Source organism: Edaphobacter dinghuensis (assembly GCF_014640335.1).
GTDB classification, from domain to species: domain Bacteria; phylum Acidobacteriota; class Terriglobia; order Terriglobales; family Acidobacteriaceae; genus Edaphobacter; species Edaphobacter dinghuensis.
On the sequence record NZ_BMGT01000001.1, the window covers coordinates 700,994 to 724,250 of the forward strand.

At 59.5% G+C, this 23,257-nt stretch carries 23 protein-coding genes; 15 read left to right on the top strand and 8 right to left on the bottom strand.

Features of this window, described 5'->3' with window-relative positions; translation table 11 throughout:
• Positions 1-107 precede the first annotated feature (107 nt).
• The gene (locus tag IEW09_RS02700) at positions 108-1,082 is read right to left on the bottom strand and encodes a 3-keto-disaccharide hydrolase (RefSeq protein ID WP_229739041.1); all 975 of its coding nucleotides are present in this window, start codon (positions 1,080-1,082) and stop codon (positions 108-110) included.
• 196 nt (positions 1,083-1,278) lie between these two features.
• Here IEW09_RS02700 and IEW09_RS02705 point away from each other — a divergent pair, with 196 nt between their 5' ends.
• From IEW09_RS02705 to IEW09_RS02715, 3 genes are all read left to right on the top strand, one after another.
• On the top strand, positions 1,279-1,944 hold the full coding sequence (locus IEW09_RS02705) for a PEP-CTERM sorting domain-containing protein (protein ID WP_188552594.1): 666 nt from the start codon (positions 1,279-1,281) through the stop codon (positions 1,942-1,944).
• A 202-nt stretch (positions 1,945-2,146) separates the two neighbouring features.
• On the top strand, positions 2,147-2,614 hold the full coding sequence (locus IEW09_RS02710; protein ID WP_188552595.1) for a VanZ family protein: 468 nt from the start codon (positions 2,147-2,149) through the stop codon (positions 2,612-2,614).
• Between the two features lie 220 nt (positions 2,615-2,834).
• Complete coding sequence (locus tag IEW09_RS02715; protein WP_188552596.1) at positions 2,835-3,830, top strand: DUF2971 domain-containing protein; 996 nt, start codon at positions 2,835-2,837, stop codon at positions 3,828-3,830.
• A gap of 213 nt (positions 3,831-4,043) precedes the next feature.
• On the opposite strand, the gene IEW09_RS02720 is transcribed toward IEW09_RS02715, so the two are convergent.
• On the bottom strand, positions 4,044-4,613 hold the full coding sequence (locus tag IEW09_RS02720; RefSeq protein ID WP_188552597.1) for a YdeI/OmpD-associated family protein: 570 nt from the start codon (positions 4,611-4,613) through the stop codon (positions 4,044-4,046).
• A 177-nt stretch (positions 4,614-4,790) separates the two neighbouring features.
• Between IEW09_RS02720 and yidD the strand changes: the two genes are divergently transcribed.
• The 7 genes from yidD (at position 4,791) to IEW09_RS02755 (ending at position 9,811) form a co-directional block, all read left to right on the top strand.
• On the top strand, positions 4,791-5,093 hold the full coding sequence (gene yidD / locus IEW09_RS02725) for a membrane protein insertion efficiency factor YidD (RefSeq protein ID WP_188552598.1): 303 nt from the start codon (positions 4,791-4,793) through the stop codon (positions 5,091-5,093).
• A 59-nt stretch (positions 5,094-5,152) separates the two neighbouring features.
• A complete protein-coding gene (gene yidC, locus IEW09_RS02730) occupies positions 5,153-6,973 on the top strand; it encodes a membrane protein insertase YidC (RefSeq protein ID WP_188552599.1) in 1,821 nt (606 codons plus the stop codon).
• 28 nt (positions 6,974-7,001) lie between these two features.
• A complete protein-coding gene (locus IEW09_RS02735) occupies positions 7,002-7,142 on the top strand; it encodes a hypothetical protein (RefSeq protein WP_188552600.1) in 141 nt (46 codons plus the stop codon).
• A 60-nt stretch (positions 7,143-7,202) separates the two neighbouring features.
• The gene (locus IEW09_RS02740; RefSeq protein ID WP_188552601.1) at positions 7,203-7,547 is read left to right on the top strand and encodes a GIY-YIG nuclease family protein; all 345 of its coding nucleotides are present in this window, start codon (positions 7,203-7,205) and stop codon (positions 7,545-7,547) included.
• A 272-nt stretch (positions 7,548-7,819) separates the two neighbouring features.
• Complete coding sequence (locus IEW09_RS02745) at positions 7,820-8,395, top strand: TetR/AcrR family transcriptional regulator (protein ID WP_188552602.1); 576 nt, start codon at positions 7,820-7,822, stop codon at positions 8,393-8,395.
• An 81-nt stretch (positions 8,396-8,476) separates the two neighbouring features.
• Positions 8,477-9,019 (top strand): DUF308 domain-containing protein, encoded by a 543-nt coding sequence (locus tag IEW09_RS02750; RefSeq protein ID WP_188552603.1) that lies wholly within the window; start codon positions 8,477-8,479, stop codon positions 9,017-9,019.
• A gap of 222 nt (positions 9,020-9,241) precedes the next feature.
• Positions 9,242-9,811 carry a Jag family protein gene (locus IEW09_RS02755; RefSeq protein ID WP_188552604.1) on the top strand — a complete coding sequence of 190 codons (570 nt, stop codon included), beginning with the start codon at positions 9,242-9,244 and terminating at the stop codon, positions 9,809-9,811.
• A gap of 172 nt (positions 9,812-9,983) precedes the next feature.
• On the opposite strand, the gene IEW09_RS02760 is transcribed toward IEW09_RS02755, so the two are convergent.
• From IEW09_RS02760 to thrS, 4 genes are all read right to left on the bottom strand, one after another.
• Positions 9,984-10,841, bottom strand: a complete 858-nt coding sequence (locus IEW09_RS02760) for a hypothetical protein (protein ID WP_188552605.1) — start codon at positions 10,839-10,841, stop codon at positions 9,984-9,986.
• Positions 10,842-11,216: 375 nt separating this feature from the next.
• Positions 11,217-11,768 carry an SRPBCC family protein gene (locus tag IEW09_RS02765; RefSeq protein WP_188552606.1) on the bottom strand — a complete coding sequence of 184 codons (552 nt, stop codon included), beginning with the start codon at positions 11,766-11,768 and terminating at the stop codon, positions 11,217-11,219.
• A gap of 385 nt (positions 11,769-12,153) precedes the next feature.
• Complete coding sequence (locus IEW09_RS02770; RefSeq protein ID WP_188553188.1) at positions 12,154-12,630, bottom strand: SRPBCC family protein; 477 nt, start codon at positions 12,628-12,630, stop codon at positions 12,154-12,156.
• A 454-nt stretch (positions 12,631-13,084) separates the two neighbouring features.
• Complete coding sequence (thrS, locus tag IEW09_RS02775) at positions 13,085-15,124, bottom strand: threonine--tRNA ligase (protein ID WP_188553189.1); 2,040 nt, start codon at positions 15,122-15,124, stop codon at positions 13,085-13,087.
• A gap of 349 nt (positions 15,125-15,473) precedes the next feature.
• Between thrS and IEW09_RS02780 the strand changes: the two genes are divergently transcribed.
• Positions 15,474-15,929 (top strand): TspO/MBR family protein, encoded by a 456-nt coding sequence (locus IEW09_RS02780; RefSeq protein WP_188552607.1) that lies wholly within the window; start codon positions 15,474-15,476, stop codon positions 15,927-15,929.
• Between the two features lie 239 nt (positions 15,930-16,168).
• On the opposite strand, the gene IEW09_RS02785 is transcribed toward IEW09_RS02780, so the two are convergent.
• Entirely contained in the window at positions 16,169-16,741 is a 573-nt protein-coding gene (locus IEW09_RS02785) for a PEP-CTERM sorting domain-containing protein (RefSeq protein ID WP_188552608.1), read from the bottom strand.
• Positions 16,742-16,977: 236 nt separating this feature from the next.
• Positions 16,978-17,544 (bottom strand): PEP-CTERM sorting domain-containing protein, encoded by a 567-nt coding sequence (locus tag IEW09_RS02790; RefSeq protein WP_188552609.1) that lies wholly within the window; start codon positions 17,542-17,544, stop codon positions 16,978-16,980.
• Between the two features lie 446 nt (positions 17,545-17,990).
• On the opposite strand from IEW09_RS02790, the gene IEW09_RS02795 reads away from it, so the two are divergent.
• The 4 genes from IEW09_RS02795 (at position 17,991) to IEW09_RS02810 (ending at position 23,167) form a co-directional block, all read left to right on the top strand.
• Complete coding sequence (locus IEW09_RS02795; protein WP_188552610.1) at positions 17,991-19,538, top strand: bifunctional folylpolyglutamate synthase/dihydrofolate synthase; 1,548 nt, start codon at positions 17,991-17,993, stop codon at positions 19,536-19,538.
• Entirely contained in the window at positions 19,535-20,500 is a 966-nt protein-coding gene (locus IEW09_RS02800) for a lysophospholipid acyltransferase family protein (RefSeq protein ID WP_229739042.1), read from the top strand. Before IEW09_RS02795 ends, IEW09_RS02800 begins: the two co-directional genes overlap by 4 nt.
• A 349-nt stretch (positions 20,501-20,849) precedes the next feature.
• Entirely contained in the window at positions 20,850-21,635 is a 786-nt protein-coding gene (locus IEW09_RS02805) for a gamma-glutamyl-gamma-aminobutyrate hydrolase family protein (RefSeq protein WP_188552611.1), read from the top strand.
• A 533-nt stretch (positions 21,636-22,168) separates the two neighbouring features.
• Positions 22,169-23,167 (top strand): aldo/keto reductase, encoded by a 999-nt coding sequence (locus tag IEW09_RS02810; protein WP_229739043.1) that lies wholly within the window; start codon positions 22,169-22,171, stop codon positions 23,165-23,167.
• Positions 23,168-23,257 lie beyond the last annotated feature (90 nt).

Consider the following 23,257-nt stretch of genomic DNA (forward strand, 5'->3'; position numbering starts at 1 on the left):
TGTTTGTCATTCCCGAAGGGAATCTGCGTTTTGCTCGAATCACCAAAACGACATCCCGAGGAGAACCCTATAAAAAGGGTGCGGCCGTCGCCCCCATTCACCCCCCATCACTTCTTCGGAACCGAAATCGTAATGTTCCGGTACTGAATCACACCGTGGTGATCCCCCTGCAAATAAATCGGCCCCGGCTCACCCTCATTGCTGTCGAGAGCGCCGCCCGTCGGCCCCGGAAGCTCCACGTTGTCGTGATACATCTTGCCGTCGCGCAACACCGTCACATGCCTGCCCACCAGCGTCACGTCGAAGGTCGTCCACTGCCCGAGATCGTTCTTCGCTCCCTCCGGCGGCGCATACCAGCTATAGATCGCGCCCATCTCATGCGACGGAATCCTGCCGCCCTCGGTGCCCACCTGCAACTCGTACCGCCCGCGCAGATAGATGCCGCTGTTGCCGCCCTCCGGACAGTTCACCTCAATATGCAGCTTGAAGTCCTGAAACTTCTCCGTCGTCATGATGTTGGCCGCCGGACGCATCTTCTGTCCCGGCACCTCGGGATTGTCATTCACCAGCTCGCCATCGCGCGCCACCCACTTGTTGTTCTCAACATGCTCGATCGGCTCCCAACCCTTAAGGTCCTTGCCATCGAAGAGCGCCCGCGGCTTGGTCCACCTCTTCGGCATAGGCCGATCGAGCAGAGGAGCCTTCACCCCAACCAGCGACGGCCCATCCACATCACCGCGCTTCTCCACGCCGGTCAGCTTGCCTGCGCTCGGCGAAGTAAGCTCCCAGCGAACCTCCGAACCAGGCCCCGCATGGCCCACATCCACAATCAGCTTGCCCGCCTCCACCCGCGCGCCCGCAATCGGATGCCACGCCCCGCCCCGCGGCTGAAGCTTGCCCTCGATCTTTCCGCCATCCTCCGTAAGCTCCATCCACTGCGGATAAGGCGTGCCGTCGGCCGGAGTCACCGTCATGTCCCAACGGCCGAGAAACGCATTCGTGTCCTGCGCAAAGACAGTCGAGGCGAGCGCAATCGCCAGAACAGGTGCAAAGAAAGCTGCAAACAGGGTCTTTATTCTCACGCAGGTGAGTGTAACGTCTTTCGCCCCCGACATGTCACCTGTGGCCTCTTTGTCGCTGTCATCGGGGTGGAAGATTCAATGTCTATTCATCCGGACGGTAAGTTATTTCCTAATATTTGTCTTTCATTTGCATAGTTGATTCGCCAATACTTACTGAGCTTCCAGCTACAACTACATTCCAAGCAAGGAACCTTCTATGCGCTTATCTCGTTTATCGCTCGCTGCCCTTGGTCTTGTCCTGGCTTCGGCTTCATTCGCACACGCCGATACCATCATCGACAATCTGCCCACCGGCACAAACAATTACTTTCCTATAGGCATCGACGGCGCTAATGTCTCGCCTCAATATGAGGCCATCGGGGTTGGGTTTACCCCCACAGCGAATGTAACTCTCACCGAAACCCAGGTGTTGGTCAATCATTTTTCCCTCCAGAACACGAACGCCAACTTCGATGAGCTTCTCTTTACCAATAACGGAGGAGTTCCTGGAACCCTCGTTGCAGATCTGGCCACAGACCTTGTCGCTCCGACCGTTTCCAATCCGACCTCTGCCAGCATCGTCGATGTATCTGGATTGTCCGTAGCGCTTACAGCGGGCAACGAATATTGGTTTGTGCTGGCTCCGTACGACACGAACTCCTTCATTGGCTGGGCTGAGGATGGAGCATCGGTACTGCCCGAAGCCGGAACTCGCTCTGGCACAACCTCCAGCGGTTGGAGATTCGTCTACGAGGGTGGCTCAGAACAAGTTGCGCTCTTTAGCGGATCTACGGCCGTCACGCCCGAGCCCTCTACGTTCATGCTTCTCGGCACCGGCATTCTCGGCCTGGCGGGAGCAGTGCGCCGCAAGCTCTCAAACTAAAGGTTTGAGCGTGTAGCGGTCCAACCCATGCGCTTCAGGTGCCTCTTTACCTGCGCATAATATTCTCCACGCTCGAAGGAGCGACACAGGAAACCCGCCCGGAAAGGCGGGTTTTCTGTTCTTTCAGATGTTTGCCCACATTCTGTGAAACGATGATGCGTAGCTCATTCTGAAAATTCCTGGTGTCTGTTCAGAGGTCGGCATGAAGGCGAAACGAACGCGTTGGCTGGCGGCATGTGCTCTCATCGCGTATAGCGTAATCCTCATCAGGCTCGTCGTCTTCAAGGCCATCCCTGTCATTCGTATCGGACACCTCAGGTTCAGGTTCGCCGGCCCTCACACAGGCCCTGCCAACCTCGTCCCCTTCAAGACCATCGCTCCTGAACTCATCGGCCACGGAAATCGCTTAATAGACCTGGTGAACCTGATGGGCAACATCATTCCGTTTATGCCGATAGGGCTCCTTGCCCCGCTCGTCTTTCGATCCATCACATGGCAGAAGGCGCTCGCCCTCGGCGTGGCCATCGGGCTGACCTTCGAGACGATGGAGCTCATCTTCCGCGTAGGTATCTTCGACGTCGATGACATCATGACGAACGCACTCGGCGTCCTACTCGGCTACGCAGTATTTGCAATGTTCAAAACGCCAGCACAACCCCGCTTAAACTAAGCTCTTCAATCCTCATAAACGCTGTGCTCGTCAGTTCAACAGTTCACCGCCCACAAGCCGACTTCTCGTTACTGATCCGGATCGATGAACGACTTGGCGATTTGGCGCTCGCCGAATTCTGTCGGACCTTCGGTCCCGAGTGACCGGAACCGGGCACCATCCCGCTTACTACGCTACCTCCGAATCCGTAACCACGCATAGACGTGCTAGCCTCAATTCGATGAGAAAGAAGAAATTCTCCGAAGCAGAAAAAGAGGAAGCCGGTAGGACATTCGGGAGTGTCTGGTACCGTTTCTTCCCCGACCTGAGCAAAAGATACCGGCACTATCCACACGGAGTCTCGCACTATACCAACGCGGCAGGGTTGTTAGGTATCTGTCGAACCAATGCACTTTGGGCAACATGCGCGCAGTATTCCAATGATTACTCAGAGGCGCTATACGGAGCAGAAATCGCCAAGGGGCTGTTCGACAATCTTGATTCCTACGAACGGTCTACTCTCGGAGTTTCATTGAGCTTTGTAGTTGGCAGGCCGCTTTTTGCGCCTCCCCATATACGGGAGTGGGGATCTCTCGACGCATTCACTGTCTCATTTTGTAAGTCGAAGGATCTTTTGAGTCAGTGGAGAGGTTACGGATCGAAACTTGGGTTTGAGATCAGATTCTCCGGAATGGCGGTGGGAAATGCTACACGGAGTAAGAAAACTGTTTCGCTGCAATCTGATGCGATGCTAACTGGAGTTTGGGCCAAGATTGAGTACAACCCAAAGTCGCAGCTAAACATGATTTCCGAAACGATGTCTCAAATAGCGGACGCCCGAAGAGAACTGGAAAAAGATTGTTACTTCGAAGTCTTCCACTCGCCAATGCTGATGCATCTTGCCCTTTTAGAAATCGCAAGATGGGTCCATTCAGTTAAGCACCCGAAATTTGAGGAAGAGCAGGAATGGCGTATTATTTCCTTTCTTAATTCTGGTCCCACATCCCCTCTCTCGACTAGATCTGCGGGTATGGAGTTTCGTGAAGGTCAGCATGGGATAATGCCCTACGTTGAGCTTCGTCCGGATGATGGCAAGCTTCTCCCTATCACCGAGGTTGTGTGCGGACCGGGTGCAAACGAGTCCCTGACGCCCAAAGCTGTCGAACTTCTGCTTGCGAGATATGGTTTTAGCAATTTCGATGTAACCACTTCCGAAGTGCCGCTAAGGCCGCTATGATTTGCAAATAGTATCTGCGGATCAACAGCGGGGAAGTCGGCTAAGCCCAGCGATCCAGCGAGTATGACTTCACGGTTGGCCTTTAGCGCAATGCGCTCATTGAGCGCTGACCAAGGTCTTTCAATCTACAACTCCTCATAAACGCCGTTCCCGCCCTATCCAAAGACACCACACCAACCCGCAATAGCCCGAACCTGCCGCTCGAATCCAGTCTCATCGCGGCAGTTCATTAAACCCTCGTCCGCTCTGGATCATTGGCACACATCGTTCTGCTCGCGCCGCTCTGGTCTTTGCCTGCTTCGCGCTGGAGATGTGGAAGGCGTATGACTTTCTCCGCCCCGGCGTCAGCGCATCGAAACACGCCTTCAAACCCGCGTCTTTATTCAACAGGGCCTGCAGCTCCACGGGAATGGTGTACTCCGACGGCTTCCTGAGCTCTACCTTCCTGCCAGCCCGCTCCAGCTCGATGGCCTCGCAGAGATAGCTTCGCAGAGACGACTGCAACGCAGTAATCTCTTTGATCGAAGTAAACTTTACCCATCGTCCCGCCTGCGTATGCTCTCCGGCTTTTTTAAGAATGTGCCTGGGGTCTTTGAGCAGAGCGCCCTTGAAGAACGCCAGCGCGCACGTCTCCTTCAGCGGAACGACAATCGCGACGTTTTTCTTCAGAAAGGTGAAGCACGGTTTGCCCCACTTGACCTCTTCGATCAGGTCGCAGCCAAGCGCAATCTCTCGCAGCTTGTCCGTCTCCTTCTGCCACTTCTCTGCATAGGGAACCTGCATCGCTCTCCCTCCCTCATCTCAAATCGCCGCGCTCGTCGGTGCCGTGGAGCCAGCATACCGCGCAGCCGTATCGCACGAGGAGCATTCACCACCACCCCTGCCTCAGCATTCACCACCCCGCTTCATTTCTATATAGTCGATACTGTCCGGCGAAATCGCCATAGAAGCCGCTCCACCATGCCCGACGAAGCCCAACCCGACAACCCCGGCCTCGCCATCCGCCTAGCCTTCGGCCTCTATAAGACCGTCATCTCGCCCATCCTGCACGCCTTCAACCCCTCGCAGTGCCTCTATCTGCCCACCTGCTCCGAGTACGCCTACGTCGCCATGGTCCGTTTCGGCCCCATCCGAGGCTCCTGGCTCGCCCTCCGGCGCTTCGCCCGCTGCCATCCCTTCGCCAAAGGCGGCCTCGACCCCGTGCCCGACCGAAACCCCGAGACCCCCGATTCCGTCTCCATTCACACAGACCATTTACCATAGAGCAGGCGCAGCCCCGTGCTGCCCGAGCCATCGCTTCAGCAAAAGAATAGGAAATCTCCTTGGCAGAGTTTAAAAACCCCAATCAGCAGGGCGGACAGGACAACAACTCGTTCCTGCTCATGATGCTCGTCCTGATCGCCGTCTTCTTCGGCCTGCAGTACTACCACACCAAAGACGCCGGCAAGAACAAGCCCGCCACCCCCACCGCTGCGCAGAGCACCACCATCAGCCAGAACACCCCGGCCTCTAACGCGCCCGCCGCCACGCAGCCGTCCTCATCCGCCGCCGCTGCCGCCAAGCCCGCGCAATCCGCCGTGCCCACCGTCCAGGCCACTGCCGCGACCACCACCGTCGTCGAGAACGAGCTCTACCGCATCACCTTCTCCAACAAGGGCGGACAGGTCGTTAGCTGGATTCTCAAGAACAAGCCCGGCGGCGGCGTCTTCAAGGACGACGACGGCAAGCCCCTCGACATCATTCACCAGCAGGCCGCCGCCAAGTACGGCTACCCGCTCTCGCTCCAGACCGGCGACGCGGCGCTGAACGCCACCCTCACCAACGCCCTCTACGTCCCCTCGGCCACCGGCAACCTCGCCGCGCCCGCCACCCTCACCTTTAAATACTCCGCAGGCGACCTCACCGTCACCAAGACCTTCACCTTCGACGAGACCTACGTCCTCCACGCCGATGTCCAGGTCACGCAAAACGGCCAGCCCGTCCGTGCCTACCTCATGTGGCCCGGCGGCTTCGGCGACCAGGACAACTCCACCGGTTACGCCAGCGCCCAGATCGACACCAACATCGACGGCAAGACCGAGCACCTCTCGCAAAAGAAGGTCACCACCGGCAACACCACCAACGGCCCCATCGCCTGGGCCGGCACCAGCGAAGCCTTCTTCGCCGCCGTCTTCCTTCCCGACGCGCCCGCCACCGCCGTCCTCACCACCACCAAAAACGAGATCGACGTCAGCAAGACCATCCACAAATCCAGCTTCAGCATGTCCAAAGGCGCGATCAACGTGCCTATGCTCGGCGCCGGAATCGGCAGCACCAACGGCCACATTCAGTCGCGCATCTTCGTCGGCCCCAAGGCCATCAAGGTGCTCAAGGCCATCAAAGCCTCCGACAACGGCCCCAGCCTCGAGTCGCTGCTCGACTTCGGCTTCTTCGGCGTCATCGGCAAATACCTCTTCATCACGCTCCAGTTCATCCACTCCGCCGGAGTCACCAACTGGGGATGGGCCATCATCCTGCTCACCGTGCTCATCAACATCCTCATGCTGCCCTTCCGCATCAAGACCATGCAGAACGGCCTGAAGATGCAGCGCATTCAGCCGCAGATGAACGCCATCAAGGAGAAGTACAAGAAGTACAAGGCCACCGACCCCAAGAAGTCCGAGATGAACGCCGAGATCATGAAGCTCCAGAAGGACAACGGAGTCAACATGTTCGGCGGCTGCATTCCGACGCTGATCACCCTGCCCTTGCTCTACGCCTTCTACGGCATGCTGCCCCGCGTCGTCGAGCTGCGCCACGCCCACTGGCTCTGGATCCCCGACCTGCAAAACCCCGACCCCTGGCACATCCTGCCCATCGTCATGGTCATCAGCCAGTTTCTGGTGCAGTACTACACGCCATCTCCCGGCGTAGACCCCAGCCAGCAGAAGATGATGGCCTTCACCATGCCTGCCATCTCCGGCTGGTTCACCTGGTACTACGGCGCCGGACTCGCCCTCTACTGGGCAGTCGGCAACTTCATTGGCATCATCCAGCAAGCCGTAATGAACCGCACCAGCCTGGGCAAAGAGATGCGCGAAGTCGCCGCCAAACGAGCTCGCCGCAAAGCAGGCACAGGCAAAGTCATCCAGGGCAAACAGTAATCACGGCAAGCAATAATTTTGTGACGGCATGGCTGAAAGTATGCCACCCCCGCGCCGGGTGCCCCACGTCCCGATTCTGGGACGTGGGTTGAACCACCCCAACCGCACGCCACCCCTCAACCGAAGCCCGCACAACAACCCACGTCATCTCGACCGAAGCGAAGCGTAGTGGAGAGACCCCTATATTTCGTCTTTGCCTTTTGCATAGAATCTGCAATACCGTTCTCCCATGCCGGAGATCTCCTACATCCTTGCCAGCGGCTTCAAGCACCTCTACATCGGCGTAACTACCGAGCTTGAGCACCGCATCCTGCAACACAAAAATGGATCATTCCCCGACAGCTTCACCGAGCGATACAACATCAAGTACCTCGTCTACTTCGAGCGCTTCGCCGACCTTTCCTCCGCCATCACCCGCGAAAAGCAGTTAAAGCGCTGGTCCCGCATCAAGAAGCTACGCCTGATCGTGAATGAAAACCCAACATGGCGCGATCTAAGCGAAGACTGGGGTAAACCAATCGAGCCGTTCCGGGAAGAAAATCTCAAGCCGCCGCTCTCGTTTTCCTCTAAATAGCGAGCCAAGCCGAAAGACAAAATACAGGGGTCTCTCCACTACGGCGGCAAAAACCGCCGCCTTCGGTCGAGATGACGTACCTTTGGGACAGCCACTAAAACCCCATCCGAACGTCGACCAGACCACCAACCAAACCCACGTCATCTCGACCGAAGCGAAGCGCAGTGGAGAGACCCCTGTATTTCGTCTTTGCCTTTTGCATGCGTTGAACCACCACAAATCCCCCACAAAAAATTGTAACCAAACCTACCAGTAGGTAGTCTCATCTGCATATGAGCGGAGAGACTGCAGACCTCATCATGGACGTAGCCCATCGCCTCCTCACCGAGCGCGGATACTCCGCCTTCAGCTACGCCGATATCGCCCAGGAGATCCAGATCCGCAAGGCGAGCATCCATCACCACTTTCCCACCAAAACCGCCCTCGTCGTCGCCGTATTGGAGCGGCACAGGCTTCGCATGCAGGAGGCCCATGCCGCCTTGGACGAGCGCGTCTCCTCGCCCCTCAACCGCTTGAAGAAGTACGTCGAATACTGGGAGGTCTGCATTCGCAACAGGACCGAGCCCTTCTGCATCGCCGCCCTCCTCGGTGCCGAACTCCCCGGTCTCCCCGACGAGATTCAAATCGAGGTCGGCAAACACTTCCTCTCCCTCCGTCAATGGATCGCCAGGACCATGAAGGACGGCGTAAAGCAGAAGACCATCAAGCTTCAGGAAACACCGGACATCGAGGCTGAGATGCTCATGGCCGCCGTCCACGGCGCAATGCTCTCGGCCCGCGTCAACAACTCCAGCGCCATCTTCAAACAGGTCACCACCCAGGCAATGCAAAGGCTTTCCATCCGATAAGAAAGCCGGATTGCAGAGTCGTAGCAAATCTCATCATTCCCAACCTACCAACTAGAAGGTAGTCACGAAAGGAATCACAAGATGACCACAACAGAAACATTGCAGCCAACCAAAAACCTGCGCAACCTCTATCTCACCCGCACCGCCGTCCAGTTCCTCTGGGCAGCGGCAACCATCGCGACCGCCGCCACGAACCCGGCACTCGCCGCAGCCCTTCTCGTTCTCTACCCGCTCTGGGACGTCGCCTGCACCCTCTACGACCTCAAGACCTCCAGTGATGCCACATCCGCGACAACGCTCTATATCAATGCTGCTGCCGGAATCCTCACCGCCATCGGCATCGGCCTCACCGCCTATGCTCATCCCCAATACGCCGTGGCGATCTTCGGTGCGTGGGCTCTCCTTGCCGGCCTCCTGCAATTTGTAGTGGGCCTCATCCGCAGGCAACGCATGGGCGGCCAGTGGGCAATGATCTTGAGCGGTCTTCAATCGACGGCCGCAGGTGTCGCGTTCGTGGTCGGCGGACTCAATGGCAAGTTCCACATCAAGGATCTCGGTGGATACGCCATCTTCGGCGCAGTCTACTTCCTGATCGCTGGCATCCTGCTTAGTCGCAAGCGCTGAAAAACCGCAGCCCGGCGGGGCCAAAGAATCCAGCCGGGCTGCACGCCGCTGAATGAACCGGAAAGCCGGGTTCAATATGGACGTAGCCAACTCAGCGTGAGCGAAATCAAGCCTCAAAATCCCTGTCAAAACCGCCCACACCCAAGAGGAAGAAGAAGGGAGTTGGAAATATTGGAAACCCACCCCCCACCATGAGACGATAATGCTGTACAGAGCACAGCAATGACCTCAACCAGCAAGCCCACCGACGATAAGACCGCTAAGATCAAAGAGTTCCTCGACACCCTGCTTGCCTCAAGCGGCCTGAGGCTCGACTTCGCGATCCTCGCCGCCAACCCGCAAACGCAGGCCGCCTCCGAGCCCGAGATCTCCGTCGAGTTCACCGGCCCCGACACCTCGCTGCTCACCGCCCGCAACGCTGAGCTCCTTCACTCCATCGAGCACCTCGCTGCCAAGGTCCTCCGCTTCGAGCCCGAGCAGCACGACCGCATCTCCTTCGACGCCGAAAACTTCAAGGCCCTCCGCAACCGCGAGCTCGAGCTCATGGCCGAGGCCGGCGCCGACCGCGTCCACGCCACCCACCGCCCCTACGCCTTCCCGCCCATGAACTCCCGCGAACGCCGCCTGCTGCACCTCGCCCTCAGCAACCTCGGCCTGCCCACCGCCTCCACCAGCGACGGCCCCCGCCGCTTCGTCGTCGCCTACCCCAAAGGCACCGAGCCGGTAGAACCCAAAGGCCCCTCCACCCAGGACCGCACCCACGCCATCCGCAAAACCTTCCGCCGCCGCTAAACGCCGAACACCCCCCACCGCACGTCATATCGACCGAAGCGAAGTGGAGAGACCCCTGTATTTGCCTTTCCCCACAAAGCGCCACAAATTTCCCCAAGCAAAAACGCCCCATCCTCTCGCAGAATCCATACAGACTCAGCAAAAGAACAGGGCGTCATGAAGCCACCCACAACTACTGCACGTCGCTGACCTGCCCGTTCATAAAGATCACCTTCATATCGGGATACTTATAGATCTTCTTCGCCCCCAGATCGATGATCTGCTGCGGCGCACCCATCGTCGCCGTCACCTGATCGATCGTTTGTCCCAGCGCAATCGTCGGGGCCTGGCCGCCCTGGGCCGGAGCACCCGCCGGCGGAGCGACCACCGCACCGCCAACCACCGTACCCGTCGTCGTCGAAACCGCGCAGTGCGGCTCGCACGACCGCGCCACCGTGCCGTTATCACGCGCCCGAACCTGGTCCGCAGCGTTCTCCGACAGCACCGCCTCAATCATCTTCGCCGCATCGTCCACCGACATCGTCGCCAGTGCACCCTTCGGCAGCTTGAACGCCAGCGTACCCGAATACCGCTTCGCCGCCTGATACTGACTGTAGTTGCCGCCAAACGTCGCCAGCACCGCATCGCACGTCAGAAACGTGACCTTCAGATCGTCTTCATGGCTGTTGCTGCTGCTGTTGATCTTGGTGATATAGACCTTCTGGCCCGGCTGCAGCACCTGCGAATTGTTGCTCCTCAGCAGGCCCAGACCCTTCGACCGCTGCTTCACCTGCCCATCCACCACCGGGTTCTCAAACGTGATCATCGTCGGATAAGGCTCCGCATTGATGCCGTCGGCCTCAATCGTCATCACCGTTCCCGGCACCGCCGCGACTCCCTGCATATTGATCTCGGTCAGCTTGAACCTCTGTTTAAGTCCTACTGTCACATCCTCCTGCGCCACTGCGGCAGGGGCCATGCTCAAAGCCAGCATTAAGACGGACAAGACTCCGAAAGTAAGTTTACGGACACACGACGAACGAATCAGCATTCACCAGCTCCTGATAAAAGAGTGAAATATTTTGGGATTGAATAAGGCTTAAACCCTGCCCTCTCAAGTCTTAGCTCAGACTTTGCAAGGCGCGGAGATAGGGTAGCAGATCAAAGCCGCCCAACAATTAAAAATATACATAATGCGATATACCGTCTCACCAGCCGAGACAAGCCCGGCACAAAACCGGGTGCCCCATGTCCCGCTTCTGGGACATCGGTTGAACCACCACCACGTCACCCTAAACCCACATCATCTAGACCGAACCACCCCAAACCCACGTCATCTCGACCGAAGGCGAAGCCGAAGTGGAGAGACCCCTGTATTTAGTTTTTGTCGTTGCCGTTGTTTTTGTCGTTGCCGTTACAACCCAACTCACCCACCCACAACGCTCTTGTCCCACCGATGCGCGCGGCTCTCCTTAGCGACCCGCACCGAACTCGGCGCAGCCCCGCTCCGCTCCAGATACTTGTGCCACTCTTCGGTCTCGGCTGCCCGCTTGATCAGCGCATTCCGCCGCCGAAGCATCCCGATCAGGTGCCGCCGGACCATCTTTTCCAACATCCTGCCCATCCATCCATGCCGAGCGGAAAACCGTATCTCGTCGCGCATCCGCGTGCCGTCGTCCATCACGGCAAAGTGGTGCTCATGCTCGAAGCGCGCAAACCAGCCCTCGGTCATCACATCGCGAAAGTAGCTGAAGGGCCGCCAGCCGTCGACCTTGCTGGTGTGCGTCACCCATCGGCCAAAGTGCCGTCCGCGCCACACCACCGACTGGCCCTCGCCAATCTCGCCCGACGTCACGCCGCCAATCGCCGTCTCCCGTGTCTGGGCAGCCGACACCAGATGCAGATCGATGCTCGTCGCCAGCCGGAAGCATCGCTCCATCGGCGCATCCATCCATGTTGTTACTCGAATCGTCTCCATAGCCCGTCAGTCGTGCCACTTGCTCTGTGTGTGCTCGTTGTCTCTTATCGCTGCCTGGTTCTCTTTCTGTTAGACCGCTGCAACCCCCTAAAAGCAATCCCACTTTCATACCAGAAGCAGTACCTTTCCGATACCGCCCCGATCCATCACGCCATAGCGGACAAAGAACGACACAATTTTAGATGCAAAACCCTGCACCCCCGTCTACCCACCCCAAAAAAGACGGCACAAAGACAAAACCGGGTGCCCCATGTCCCGCCTCTGGGACATGGGTTTCTCCCCATCAAGTCACCACAAAACCCACGTCATCTCGACCGGAGCGAAGCGTAGTGGAGAGACCCCTGTATTTCGCCTTTAGCGTTACCACCCAACCCCAAGTCCACCATCACCCAGGCAGATACCGCTTCCACTCATCGCTCTCGGCCACCCGCTTCAGCAGCTCCAGCCGATGCCGCAGCAGCCGCGACATATACGGCGTCACCACCCACTGCCCCAGTGGCCGTGTCAGCGCACCCAGCGGCAGCGAGAACCGGATCTTGTCGTTCAGCAGCGTTCGCCCGCCGATCTCGGTAAAGAAGTGGTCATGTTGAAACCGCCGAAACCGCCCTCGCTCCATCGCGTCCTGAAAGTAGTCGGGCCGCTCGTACTTCGAGATCAGCGTCTCGTGCCGATGCGGCAGGCCGAACACCCACCCCTGCCACGTCAGCCGGTCGCCGCCCTCCACCAGCCCGCTCGTCCGCGTCGACGCGCCCGCCACCAGATTCATCTTCAGAGACTGCTTCACCAGCTCCAGGCTCGTAGACAGCAGAAAGCACCGCTCGATCGGCGCGTTCACATGAATCCTGTCGCTGACAACAAACATCTCGGTCACGCCTCCTGGGGAGTACTGCCACCAGCCCGCCTGATCCAATGCTCTGCGCGACGAAGCTCTACAGCTTAGCCCATTAGACGCTGTATTTTACGGATCGGCAGCTTACTATCTCACGCCCCCGTTACAGCGCCGCTACAATCACCGCCCCATTGCATTTATCAATAACCCGCATCAATATTGCCGTTACAAGTGCGGCATCCTTTTGCTTGTCATTCCTTTGTTTGTCATTCCCGAAGGGAATCTGCGTTTGTATTTCCATTCCGCAGCGCAGCACAAAGCCGGGTGCCCCATGTCCCGATTCTGGGACATGGGTTGAACCACCATCAAAGTCACGTCATCGCGATCTGAGCGGCAAAAAAAGCACGTCATCTCGACCGAAGGCGAAGCCGCAGTGGAGAGACCCCTGTATTTCCCCCTCCGAAGCGCCACAAACCCCAACTCCAACCTACAACGCCACGCCCTGCCCCTTCACCAACCCAACCGCCCTCTCGATAAACGCATCGAGCGAAACACTACCCTCATCGCCCTTGCCTCGAGTCCTCACGCTCACCGCTTCGCTTGCCGCTTCCTTATCGCCCATCACCAGCACAAACGGAACCTTCTGCAGCGTGAACTCACGGATCTTCGCATTCATCTTCTCGTTGCGTGCATCCAACTCGACGCGCAGCCCAGCCGCTTCAAGCCTCGCCTTCACCGCATTCGCATACTCCAGGTGCTTCTCCGAGATCGGCACCAGACCCACCTGTACCGGGGCCAGCCACATCGGAAACGCGCCCGCATAGTGCTCGATCAGAACGCCGAAGAACCTCTCGACGCTTCCGAACAGTGCGCGATGCACCATCACCGGCCTGTGCTTCTCGCCGTCCTCGCCCGTATACTCCAGCTCAAACCGCTGCGGCAGGTTGAAGTCGAACTGCACCGTCGAGAGCTGCCACAGCCGCCCCAGCACGTCCACCAGCTTGATGTCGATCTTTGGCCCGTAGAACGCCGCCTCGCCCGGAATCTCGCGATACGCAATCCCCTTGGCGTCGAGCACCTTCTTCAACGATGCAACCGCGCCCTCCCAGTGCTCCGCCTTGCCCACATAGTTCTTCGTGTCCTTCGGGTCCCAGGTCGAAAGCTCCACCTTGAACTCCGTGAATCCAAAGGCGTGCAACACTTCATCGGCAAACTCCACACACGCTGCGATCTCGCCTTCGATCTGCTCCGGCGTGCAGAAGATATGTGCATCGTCCTGCGTAAAGCCGCGCACCCGCAACAGCCCATGCATCGTGCCCGAGCGCTCGTACCGATACACATTGCCCAGCTCCGCATACCGCTGCGGCAGGTCGCGATAGCTCTTCGGCGAGTTCTTATAGATCAGAATATGTCCCGGGCAGTTCATCGGCTTCAGCCGGTACTCCGCGTCGTCCAGCTCCATCGGCGGATACATGTTCTCCGCATAGTACCCATCATGTCCCGAGACCTTCCAAAGCTCGCGCCGCATGATGTGCGGTGTGAACACCATCTGGTAGCCGCGCCGTATGCACTGATCGCGCATCCAGTCTTCCATCACCTTGCGGATCAGCCCGCCCTTCGGATGCCAGAAGATCAGCCCCGCGCCCGCCACCTCCTGGATCGAAAACAGATCGAGCTGCTTGCCCAGCACCCGATGATCGCGCGCCTTGATCTCCTCCAACCGCTTGAAGTGAGCCTCCAGGTCCTTGCTATTAAAAAACGCCGTGCCATAGATGCGCTGCAACTGCTGGTTCTTCTCGTCGCCCAGCCAGTACGCCCCCGCAACGCTCGTCACCTTGAAGGCCTTCACCCTTCCCGTCGAAGGCACATGCGGCCCGCGACAAAAGTCGGTAAAGTTGCCGTTCTTATACAGCGAGATCTCATCGCCCGGCTTGGTAAACCGCTCGATGAAGTGGACCTTCATGAACTCGCCCTGCTTCTCGTAGTCGGCCAGCCCCTGCTCGCGCGGCTCCTCCTCGCGCACGAACGTCTCGTCGCGCGCCACAACGTCGGCCATGCGCTTCTCAATCGCCGCCAGATCGTCCTCGCTGAACGGCGTCTCGCGATAAACGTCATAGAAAAACCCGGCATCGGTCGCTGGCCCATGCCCCAGCTTCGTCTCCGGAAAAAGCTCCAGAATCGCCGTCGCCATCACATGCGCCGCCGAGTGCCGCACCACCTTCAGCGAAGCCTCGTCCGTCTCCTTCAACAGCTCCAGCGCCACGTCCTCGGTCAGCGGAGCCGACAGGTCCACCAGCCGCTCCCCACCCGCAGCCGCCCCATACATCGAAGCCTCCGACCCCTCCGAATCCGGGTGCCCCGCGTCCGGACCTTCGGACGTGGGCGCGGACACGGGCTTCAGCGGCTTAACTCTCGCCACCACCACCGCCGCCGCCAGCCGCGGCGAGATGCTCGTTGCTATAGCAAAAGGAGTCGTACCGCGCGGAACCTCGCGCACAGAACCATCAGGAAGTTGAATCGAAATCATCTCGTTGCTCACCCTTCCAGCATAAATGCACGTCATCCCCACCAAAAGCGGCTGCCCCACGTCCCGCCCCTGGGACATGGGTTGAACCACCACCAAGCCGTCCCCCAACCGCACGTCATCTCGACCGGAGCACCGGACAGCTTTATCGTCCGTTGCGTAGTGGAGAGACCCCTGTATTTCACTCACTCCAACCCAGCAACAGCATCCCGAACCGCCCCACCCGCCATCTCATATCCAGCACCCACCGCGCACCGAAGATGCCCTCATCATTAGAACCGGCGCAGCAAAAGAGGAGAAGACCATCCGCCCCATCCCCACCATCCGCGTTCCCGAAGGCATCTTTCCTAGGATGAAGTCTTGGCAGGCCCTCACGCTCCTGCTCGCGGTCTGCTACGCCGTCGCCGGAGCAGGCCATCTCTTCATGGCCTCCATCCCCGCCGAGCTGCGCAAGCACGGCTTCGCCCCGGCCAACCATCTCCTCGTCCCCGCCTGGATCGTCCTCTATAGCTGCATGGCGCTGGCCGCCTGGCTCATCTGGCGCCGCCCCGAGAGCAGGCTTCGCTCCCGCGCCCTGGCGCTGTTCTCCATCCAGCTCATCCTCAACTTCATGTGGATGATGGACTTCTTCTACTACCAGGTCGTCGGCCCCTCGCTGTTCATCCTTCTGGTGCTCTGGGCGACCGTCCTTCTGACGACCGTCCTCTTCTGGCGGCTCCGCCACCTGACCGCCTACCTGCTGGCCCCCTACCTCGCCTGGCTGGCCTTCGCCTTCAGCCTCAACTTCGACATCTTCAGCCTCGGCTGACCACTCCTGAAACTGACGACTCCTGAAATCTGACGCACCACGAAAAGCACGTCATCTCGACCGAAGGCGGCGCTTTTGCCGCCGCAGCGGAGAGACCCCTGTATTTGCCTTCGTCAACGAGCGGTACAAACCCCGGGTGCGGGTGCCCCATGTCCCGCCCCTGGGACATGGACTGAACCACCACCAAGCAAACCTCCAGACCAGACGGTTCACCGGACCACAGGAAGCTCAAAAAGCTCTCAGGCGATGCGCCGCTTCACGAGGCCGCCGATCCCAAGCAAGCCAGTGCCCAGCAAAACGAAGCTGGAAGGCTCGGGGGTGACGTCCGTACCTGTAAAGGTGACGGTTCCTACGCCAGTGGTATCATCGGCAACCGAATTGGCGTTTCCATTGCCCTCGTAGTACGTGCTTCCGGTGACCGATCCATCCGTAGCAATGTTCAACACAAAGACAACGCCACCAAAGCTTGCGTTCGTTCCGAACAAGGGGCCTGCGGTGATTGTTCCCCGCGCGATACTCTCGCCGCCAAGGGTGAGAACGATATCGCTCGAAGAGACATCATTGAACTGATAGTTGTAAGTCGAATCGCCGGCCGAAGAGTCGATGGTGTTGGTGAACGAAAATGCGGTGAGGGTCCCCCCTCTCGTGCCGTAGGGATAGCTCACGGCGAAGGAACCGCTTCCCGAGGCAGTTTCACCCGCCAGGTTCCCCGTTGTAGAAGTGTAGGTAAAGTCGTAAGTAACCGTAGTGGCATGTGCTGCAAGGCTGGCCGACAGCAAAGCGACGACAGCCGCAAGTAGCTTGATTCGCATCCGGACCCCCTTCAAGAGGCGCCCCAAGCTTAGTCCAAACCCTGTGCGGTTATAGTCACCTCGCGACTGATCTTTAGTAATCCGCCCCTTCCAGATCCCATCACACCCCACCCAACCAACACATCCCTCGTCTGTCACTCCCGAAGGGAATCTGCGTTTGCCCCTCCAAACACCAATGCCTCCTCGCATCTTCTGCGAGGAGGCATCAGCAACCTGACCGTACAGACCGGAGAGAACTACCCAATCAATTTGCGCCGCGCTACTCCCGCCAGGCCAAGAATTCCCGTACCAAACAGAACCAGGCTCTCCGGTTCAGGCGTTACTGCCGTCGCCGAAGCAATCTGCTCGTTGCCGCACAGTTGTTGCGTCTGTGGCCCGTCCCATCCAATGTCGATCGATTCATGCGCGCCGCGGTAGTTATCGCATCCGCCCGCCTGCCCCTGATAGCAAAGGTAGTTCGTGCCCGCTCCAAGAAACGGGGACTGAATGGCAAAAAGACTGCCGGAGTAGGAGCCGAAGTTAAAGAAGAGCCCGGAAGCCGTCGCCGTCAAAGCATTTCCCGCGACCACGTCCTGAGAGTTGCTCTGGGTCAGATTCAGCGAGTTCGATCCATCGTTCAGAAAGATGTTGTAGGCAGTAATGTCACCGGTCGCCAACGAACCCGAGTTCGAGTCCGTCGTGATGGTGCCGGTAACGTTGAAGCTGGCAAAGTTGTCGTTGAGGTTGTAGGTAAAGCTATCGGCATGCGCCAGTACAGGTGCCAGTGCCAGGATGGAGATTGCGATCAGGTTGCGAAGATACATTATAGGGGCCTCTCAAAGTCGAGCAGTTCCATTGGTAAAGAAGTGCTGCCAGTCCTTATTGCAAATCGCGTGCCATTCGGTAAACATGCCAAAAACATGCAGATAAGCAGCGGAAAAGAGACAATCCCTTCCACAGTGGGCAAAAATTTGCACACAACATGAATCCCATTGCATGTTCAAATTTCACCTCGCCGGGTACCCGATGTCTCGCTTTTGGGACATGAGTTGAACCACCACAACGTCACCCCAAAGTCACGTCATCTCGACCGAAGCGAAGCGAAGTGGAGAGACCCCTGTATTTCGCCTCGTTCAGCAGCAGCACAAAGCCGGGGTGTCCCACATCCCGATTCCAGGACGTGGGTTGACGAGGCGGCAACAACCTACCCCACCCCATAACCCGCCTTAAATCAGACCCACACCCCATCCCCTTCGCCTAAAATATCCCCATGTCCTACATCGCTGCGGTCGACCACCTTTACGCCCTCGGGCACGAGCTAGCCCCGGGGACGGCCGCCGCGCCGCGGCGCAAATTTGACCTCGCCCACATGCGCACGCTCATGGCCGCTCTCGGCGACCCGCAGAACACCTTCCCCTCCGTTCTCATCGCCGGAACCAACGGCAAAGGCTCCACCGCCTCCACGCTCGCCAGCATCCTCACCGCCGCCGGCTACCGCACCGCCCTCTACACCTCGCCCCACCTCATCCGCGTCAACGAGCGCATCCAGATCGACGGCCACCAGATCCCCGACGACGACTTCGCCCGCCTCTACTTCCAGGTCGACAACGTCGCCAACCGCCTCGTCGCCTCCGGCACGCTCCCGCACCACCCCAGCTTCTTCGAGATCCTCACCGCCCTCGCCTTCCTCTATTTTGCAGGGAGAACAGGCGAGCCCACTTCCCATGACGCGCCGGAGGCGCCTTTCGCCCTGCGCGGAGCAGCAGTCGACATCGCCGTCCTCGAAGTCGGCCTCGGCGGCCGTCTCGACGCCACCAACATCGTCGAGCCGCTCCTCTCCATCATCACCGACATCGCGCTCGACCATCAGGACTACCTTGGCAACACCATCGCCGCCATCACCCGCGAAAAGGCAGGCATCCTCCGCCCCAACGGAACCCTCATCACCCTGCCCCAACACCCCGAGGCCAACCAGACCCTCGGCGAAGTAGCCGCCGTCACCCCCAACCTCACCGCCATCAGCGCCGCCCCCTACATCCCCCCAACCCCACCCCAAAGTCACGTCATCTCGACCGAAGTGGGTGCCCCACGTCTCGACTCTGAGACGTGGGTTCACGAAGCACCCCAAACCCTGACCCCCAACCACTACACCCTCACCCTCGACAACCAACCCCTCGAAGTCAACTCACCACTCCCCGGCCAGCACCAGCAACGCAACATCGCGTTAGCCATCGCCGCCGCCATCGCATTACGCAACCAAAAAAGTTACAAATCAGACAGCACAAGTAACCAAATAAGTTACAAAATCACAAACGCCAATATTGAAGCAGGAATCCGCAACACAAGCTGGCCCGGTCGTCTCGAGCTCATCCCATCCTCGACCCCCGGCCACCCACCGCTCCTCCTCGACGTAGCCCACAACCCCGCCGGTGCCTGGACCCTCCGCGCTGCCATCGCCGAGCTGCCCTCTTCGCAGCCCCGCACCCTCATCTTCAGTTGCCTCCGCGACAAGAGCCTCAAAGAGATGTCGCAGATCCTCCTGCCCCTCTTCGACGCCAACAGTGGCGACCTCGACCGCGCCCGCGACCACGTCATCCTCGCCCCCATCGACAACCCGCGCGCCGCCTCGCTCACCGACCTGCTCGCCGCCGCCCACGACCTCGACATCCCCGCGCACGCCGCGCCGCACATCACCGCCGCCCTCGCCGAAGCCCGAGCCATCACCCCACCCGACGGCATCATCATCGCCACCGGCTCCGTCTACCTCGTCGGCGAGATCCGCCACCTTGCCCTCCATGAAGGGGCCACCCCCGCATGAGCGAACCGATCGACGAACCACAAACCCACGTCATCTCGACTACTCCAAACAGCCCGGAGCTCCAGCAAACGCACGCCTCGACCGGACCGCAGCTACCTCAAACCGACGTCATCTCGACCGAGCCCGGATCGCCCCAAAATCACGTCATCTCGACCGAAGCGAAGCGAAGTGGAGAGACCCCTGTATTTCCAAGTCCCGAACCACCCCAAATCCCCCCCACCGAAGCTCCACCAACTTCCCGCATCCTCCCCTGGCTGACCTACCTCCTGCTCATGCCGCTGATCGCCCTCGCCACCACCGGCTTCGGCTGCGTCTCGCTCATCGCCGGCCTGTGGGACAAGTCCGGCCGCCAGCAGCACGCCATCGCCCACGCCTGGGCCAAAGTCCTCCTCCTCCTCAGCCTCTCGCCCGTCGAACTCATCGGAGCCGAAAAGCTCCACGAGCACGAGACCGCCGTCTACGCCTCCAATCACCTCAGCTACTATGACACCCCGGTCCTTTTCGCCAAGCTGCCCTTCCAGTTCCGCATCCTCGCCAAACAATCGCTCTGGAAGGTCCCCTTCATCGGCTGGTACCTCCACCGCTCCGGCCAGGTGCCGGTCGACGCCAACAGCGCCCGTTCCGCCATCGCCAGCCTCAACCGCGGCGTGGCCACCCTTAAATCCGGCCTCCCACTAGTCCTCTTTCCCGAAGGAGGCCGCACCGCCACCGGCGAAACCCAGCCCTTCGTCTCCGGAGCAGCCTACATGGCCATCAAGGCGCAGCTCCCCCTCATCCCGCTCACCCTCGTCGGAACCTACGAGCTGCTCCCCATCCACACCTACCACCTGACGCCGCGCCCGCTGGCCATCATCGTAGGCGACCCCATCCCCACCACTGGCCTCACCACCCGCGACGCCGACGCCCTCACCCAACGCCTCCGCGAAGTCATCACCACCACCTACATGCAACACCACCAATAATCACCCGCCACAAAACGATCAGAGCGACAAAAAAGCCGGGTGCCCCATGTCCCGCTTTTGGGGCATGGGTTGAACCACCACAAAACACGTCATCTCGACCGAAACTGCGAGGTCCCCGACGAGCTTGCTCGTTGGGGTGCAAGCCCGAAGGGCGTAGTGGAGAGACCCCTGTATTTCCCCGCATCGAATCAGCACCCATCCAAGGCGAAACACAGGGATCTCTCCACTCCAGCGGCAAAAGCGCCGCCTCCGGTCGAGATGACGTGCATGGGGTGTTCGCTCAAAATTAGCGAGCGTGTGAGCGGCCCATGCAAATCCCACCCCATCGCCGTATCATGCAAATAAACCCATGAAGCCGCGCATCGCCATTCCGCTCCCCACCAGCACCGACGCCGAGTACAACCGCATCGCCTGGCCCGTCTACGCCGCCGCCATCGAAAAATCCGAGGGCCACCCCGTCGAAATCCCGCTCAACCTCTCTCCGCGCCAGACCATCGACCTCATCAATACCTGCCACGCCGTCCTGCTCCCCGGCAGTCCTGCCGACGTCAACCCGCAAAAGTACGGCCACGACCCTGTCCCCGAGTGCAAACCCGCAGACGCTCCCCGCGAGAACGTCGACGAGCTGCTCATTCAGGACGCCCACAACCTCTACAAGCCCATCTTCGCTATCTGCTTCGGCACCCAGTCGCTCAACGTCTGGCGCGGCGGCACCCTCGTCCAGCACCTCGCACCCATGCCGGTGAACCATCCCGCCGGGCGCAGCGTCGCCGTCGCGCACACCGCCGCCATCGCACCCGACTCGCTGCTCGGCACCATCATCCCCGGCGAAGAGGCGCCCGAGCAGGAAGGCTATCTGCGCCTGCCCGTCAACTCCAGCCACCACCAGGCCATCGCCATCCCCGGCGACGGCCTCCGCGTCTCGGCCCGCTGCCCGCAGGACGGCGTCATCGAGGCAGTCGAGGGCGGCCAGTCCGGTGGCGACACCGAGAGCAGCCACTTTGTCCTCGGCGTCCAGTGGCATCCCGAGCGCAGCTTCGAGATCAGCGCCGCCTCCCGCGCTCTCTTCCACCGCTTCATCGCCGAAGCCACGGCCTGGACGCCCCGCTCCATCCACACTTCGGTCTCAAAGTAGCAAGAAAGCTCGCACGGCGATGTTCCGCGAATGTTCCACGTGGAACATTGCCCTCATTCTTTCCTCTCCTCATTAAGTGTTCCACGTGGAACAATCCTCTGGCTGCAACGAAACTCACTCCTGAATCGCCATCCTGTTTCACGCCCATCCCAAAATGTTCCACGTGGAACACTCGCTTCCGCCCCAAAACTCACGTCATCTCGACCGGAATTGCGGGGTCCCCGACGAGCTTGCTCGTTGGGGTGCAAGCGTAGCGGAGTGGAGAGATCCCTGTATTTCGTCTATGTGCGGAGTAAATGCAATGGAATAAGCCACTTGTGGCATCGGGCAGGCAGCAGACATAGAGCGACAGCCTCCGAAGCTGTAGGTCAGCATCGGCAAAATATAGGGATCTCTCCACTACGGCGGCAAAAGCGCCGCCTCCGGTCGAGATGACGTACGTTGGAACGGCATGTAGAAACGGTAAAAACAGAGCCGTATCAGGTCAAACCACAGCCGCATCGCAACCGCCCCGCGCTCCATCTAACCCCTTTATGAGCATGGAAAAGGTAAAGCTGGGTTCACAAGGCGCAGTCGTCTCCCGTATGGGGCTCGGTTGCATGGGGATGAGCGAGTTCTACGGCGAGCGCAACGACGAGGAGTCGGCAGCGACTCTGCTGCGGGCGCTCGATCTCGGCATCAACTTCTTCGATACCGCCGATGTCTACGGTATCGGCGACAACGAGGAGCTGGTCGGCAAGACCATCGCCAGGCGCCGCGACGAGGTCTTTCTCGCCACCAAGTTCGCCAACGTCCGCACCAAGGCCGACCCGAACAAGTGGTCGATCAGCGGCAAGCCCGAGTACGTCCGCGCTGCCTGCGACGCCTCGCTCAAGCGGCTGGGCGTCGACCACATCGACCTCTATTACCAGCATCGCGTCGATCCGAATACCCCGATTGAAGATACGGTGGGGGCCATGGCAGATCTCGTAAAGCAAGGAAAAGTAAGGTACTTAGGGTTGTCCGAGGCATCTGCTGCCACCATCCGCCGCGCCCACAAGGTTCACCCCATCACCGCGCTCCAGACGGAGTACTCCCTGTGGGAACGGCATGTCGAGGCGGAGATTCTGCCCACGGTGCGCGAGCTTGGCATCGGATTTGTCCCGTATAGCCCGCTCGGCCGCGGCTTTTTGACCGGAACCATCGCCAATGTAAGCGATCTGGGCGAAAAGGACACCCGTAACGCCCGCTATCCCCGCTTCAGCGAAGAAGCGCTTGAAAAGAACCAGGTTCTGGTCGAGCGCGTTCGTGCCATCGCGGAGCGTAAAGGAGTCAAGGCTGGCCAACTGGCGCTGGCATGGGTTCTGGCTCAGGGAGAGGACGTTGTGCCGATCCCCGGCACCAAGCGGCGCAAGTATCTCGAGGAGAACGCTGCTGCGACTGCGATCAAACTGACCCCCACGGAGATTGAGGAGCTGGAGGCCGCGATTCCGCAGGACGAGATTGCCGGGGAGCGCTACGGGGCCAATGCTTTGAAGGCGATTGATAAATAAGAGGTTAGGTTGTGAAGCGGCAGGAATGTTCCACGTGGAACATTCCTGCTTTATCGATGCGCGCCTGGGGTTAAATCGCTGCCGGGTTTG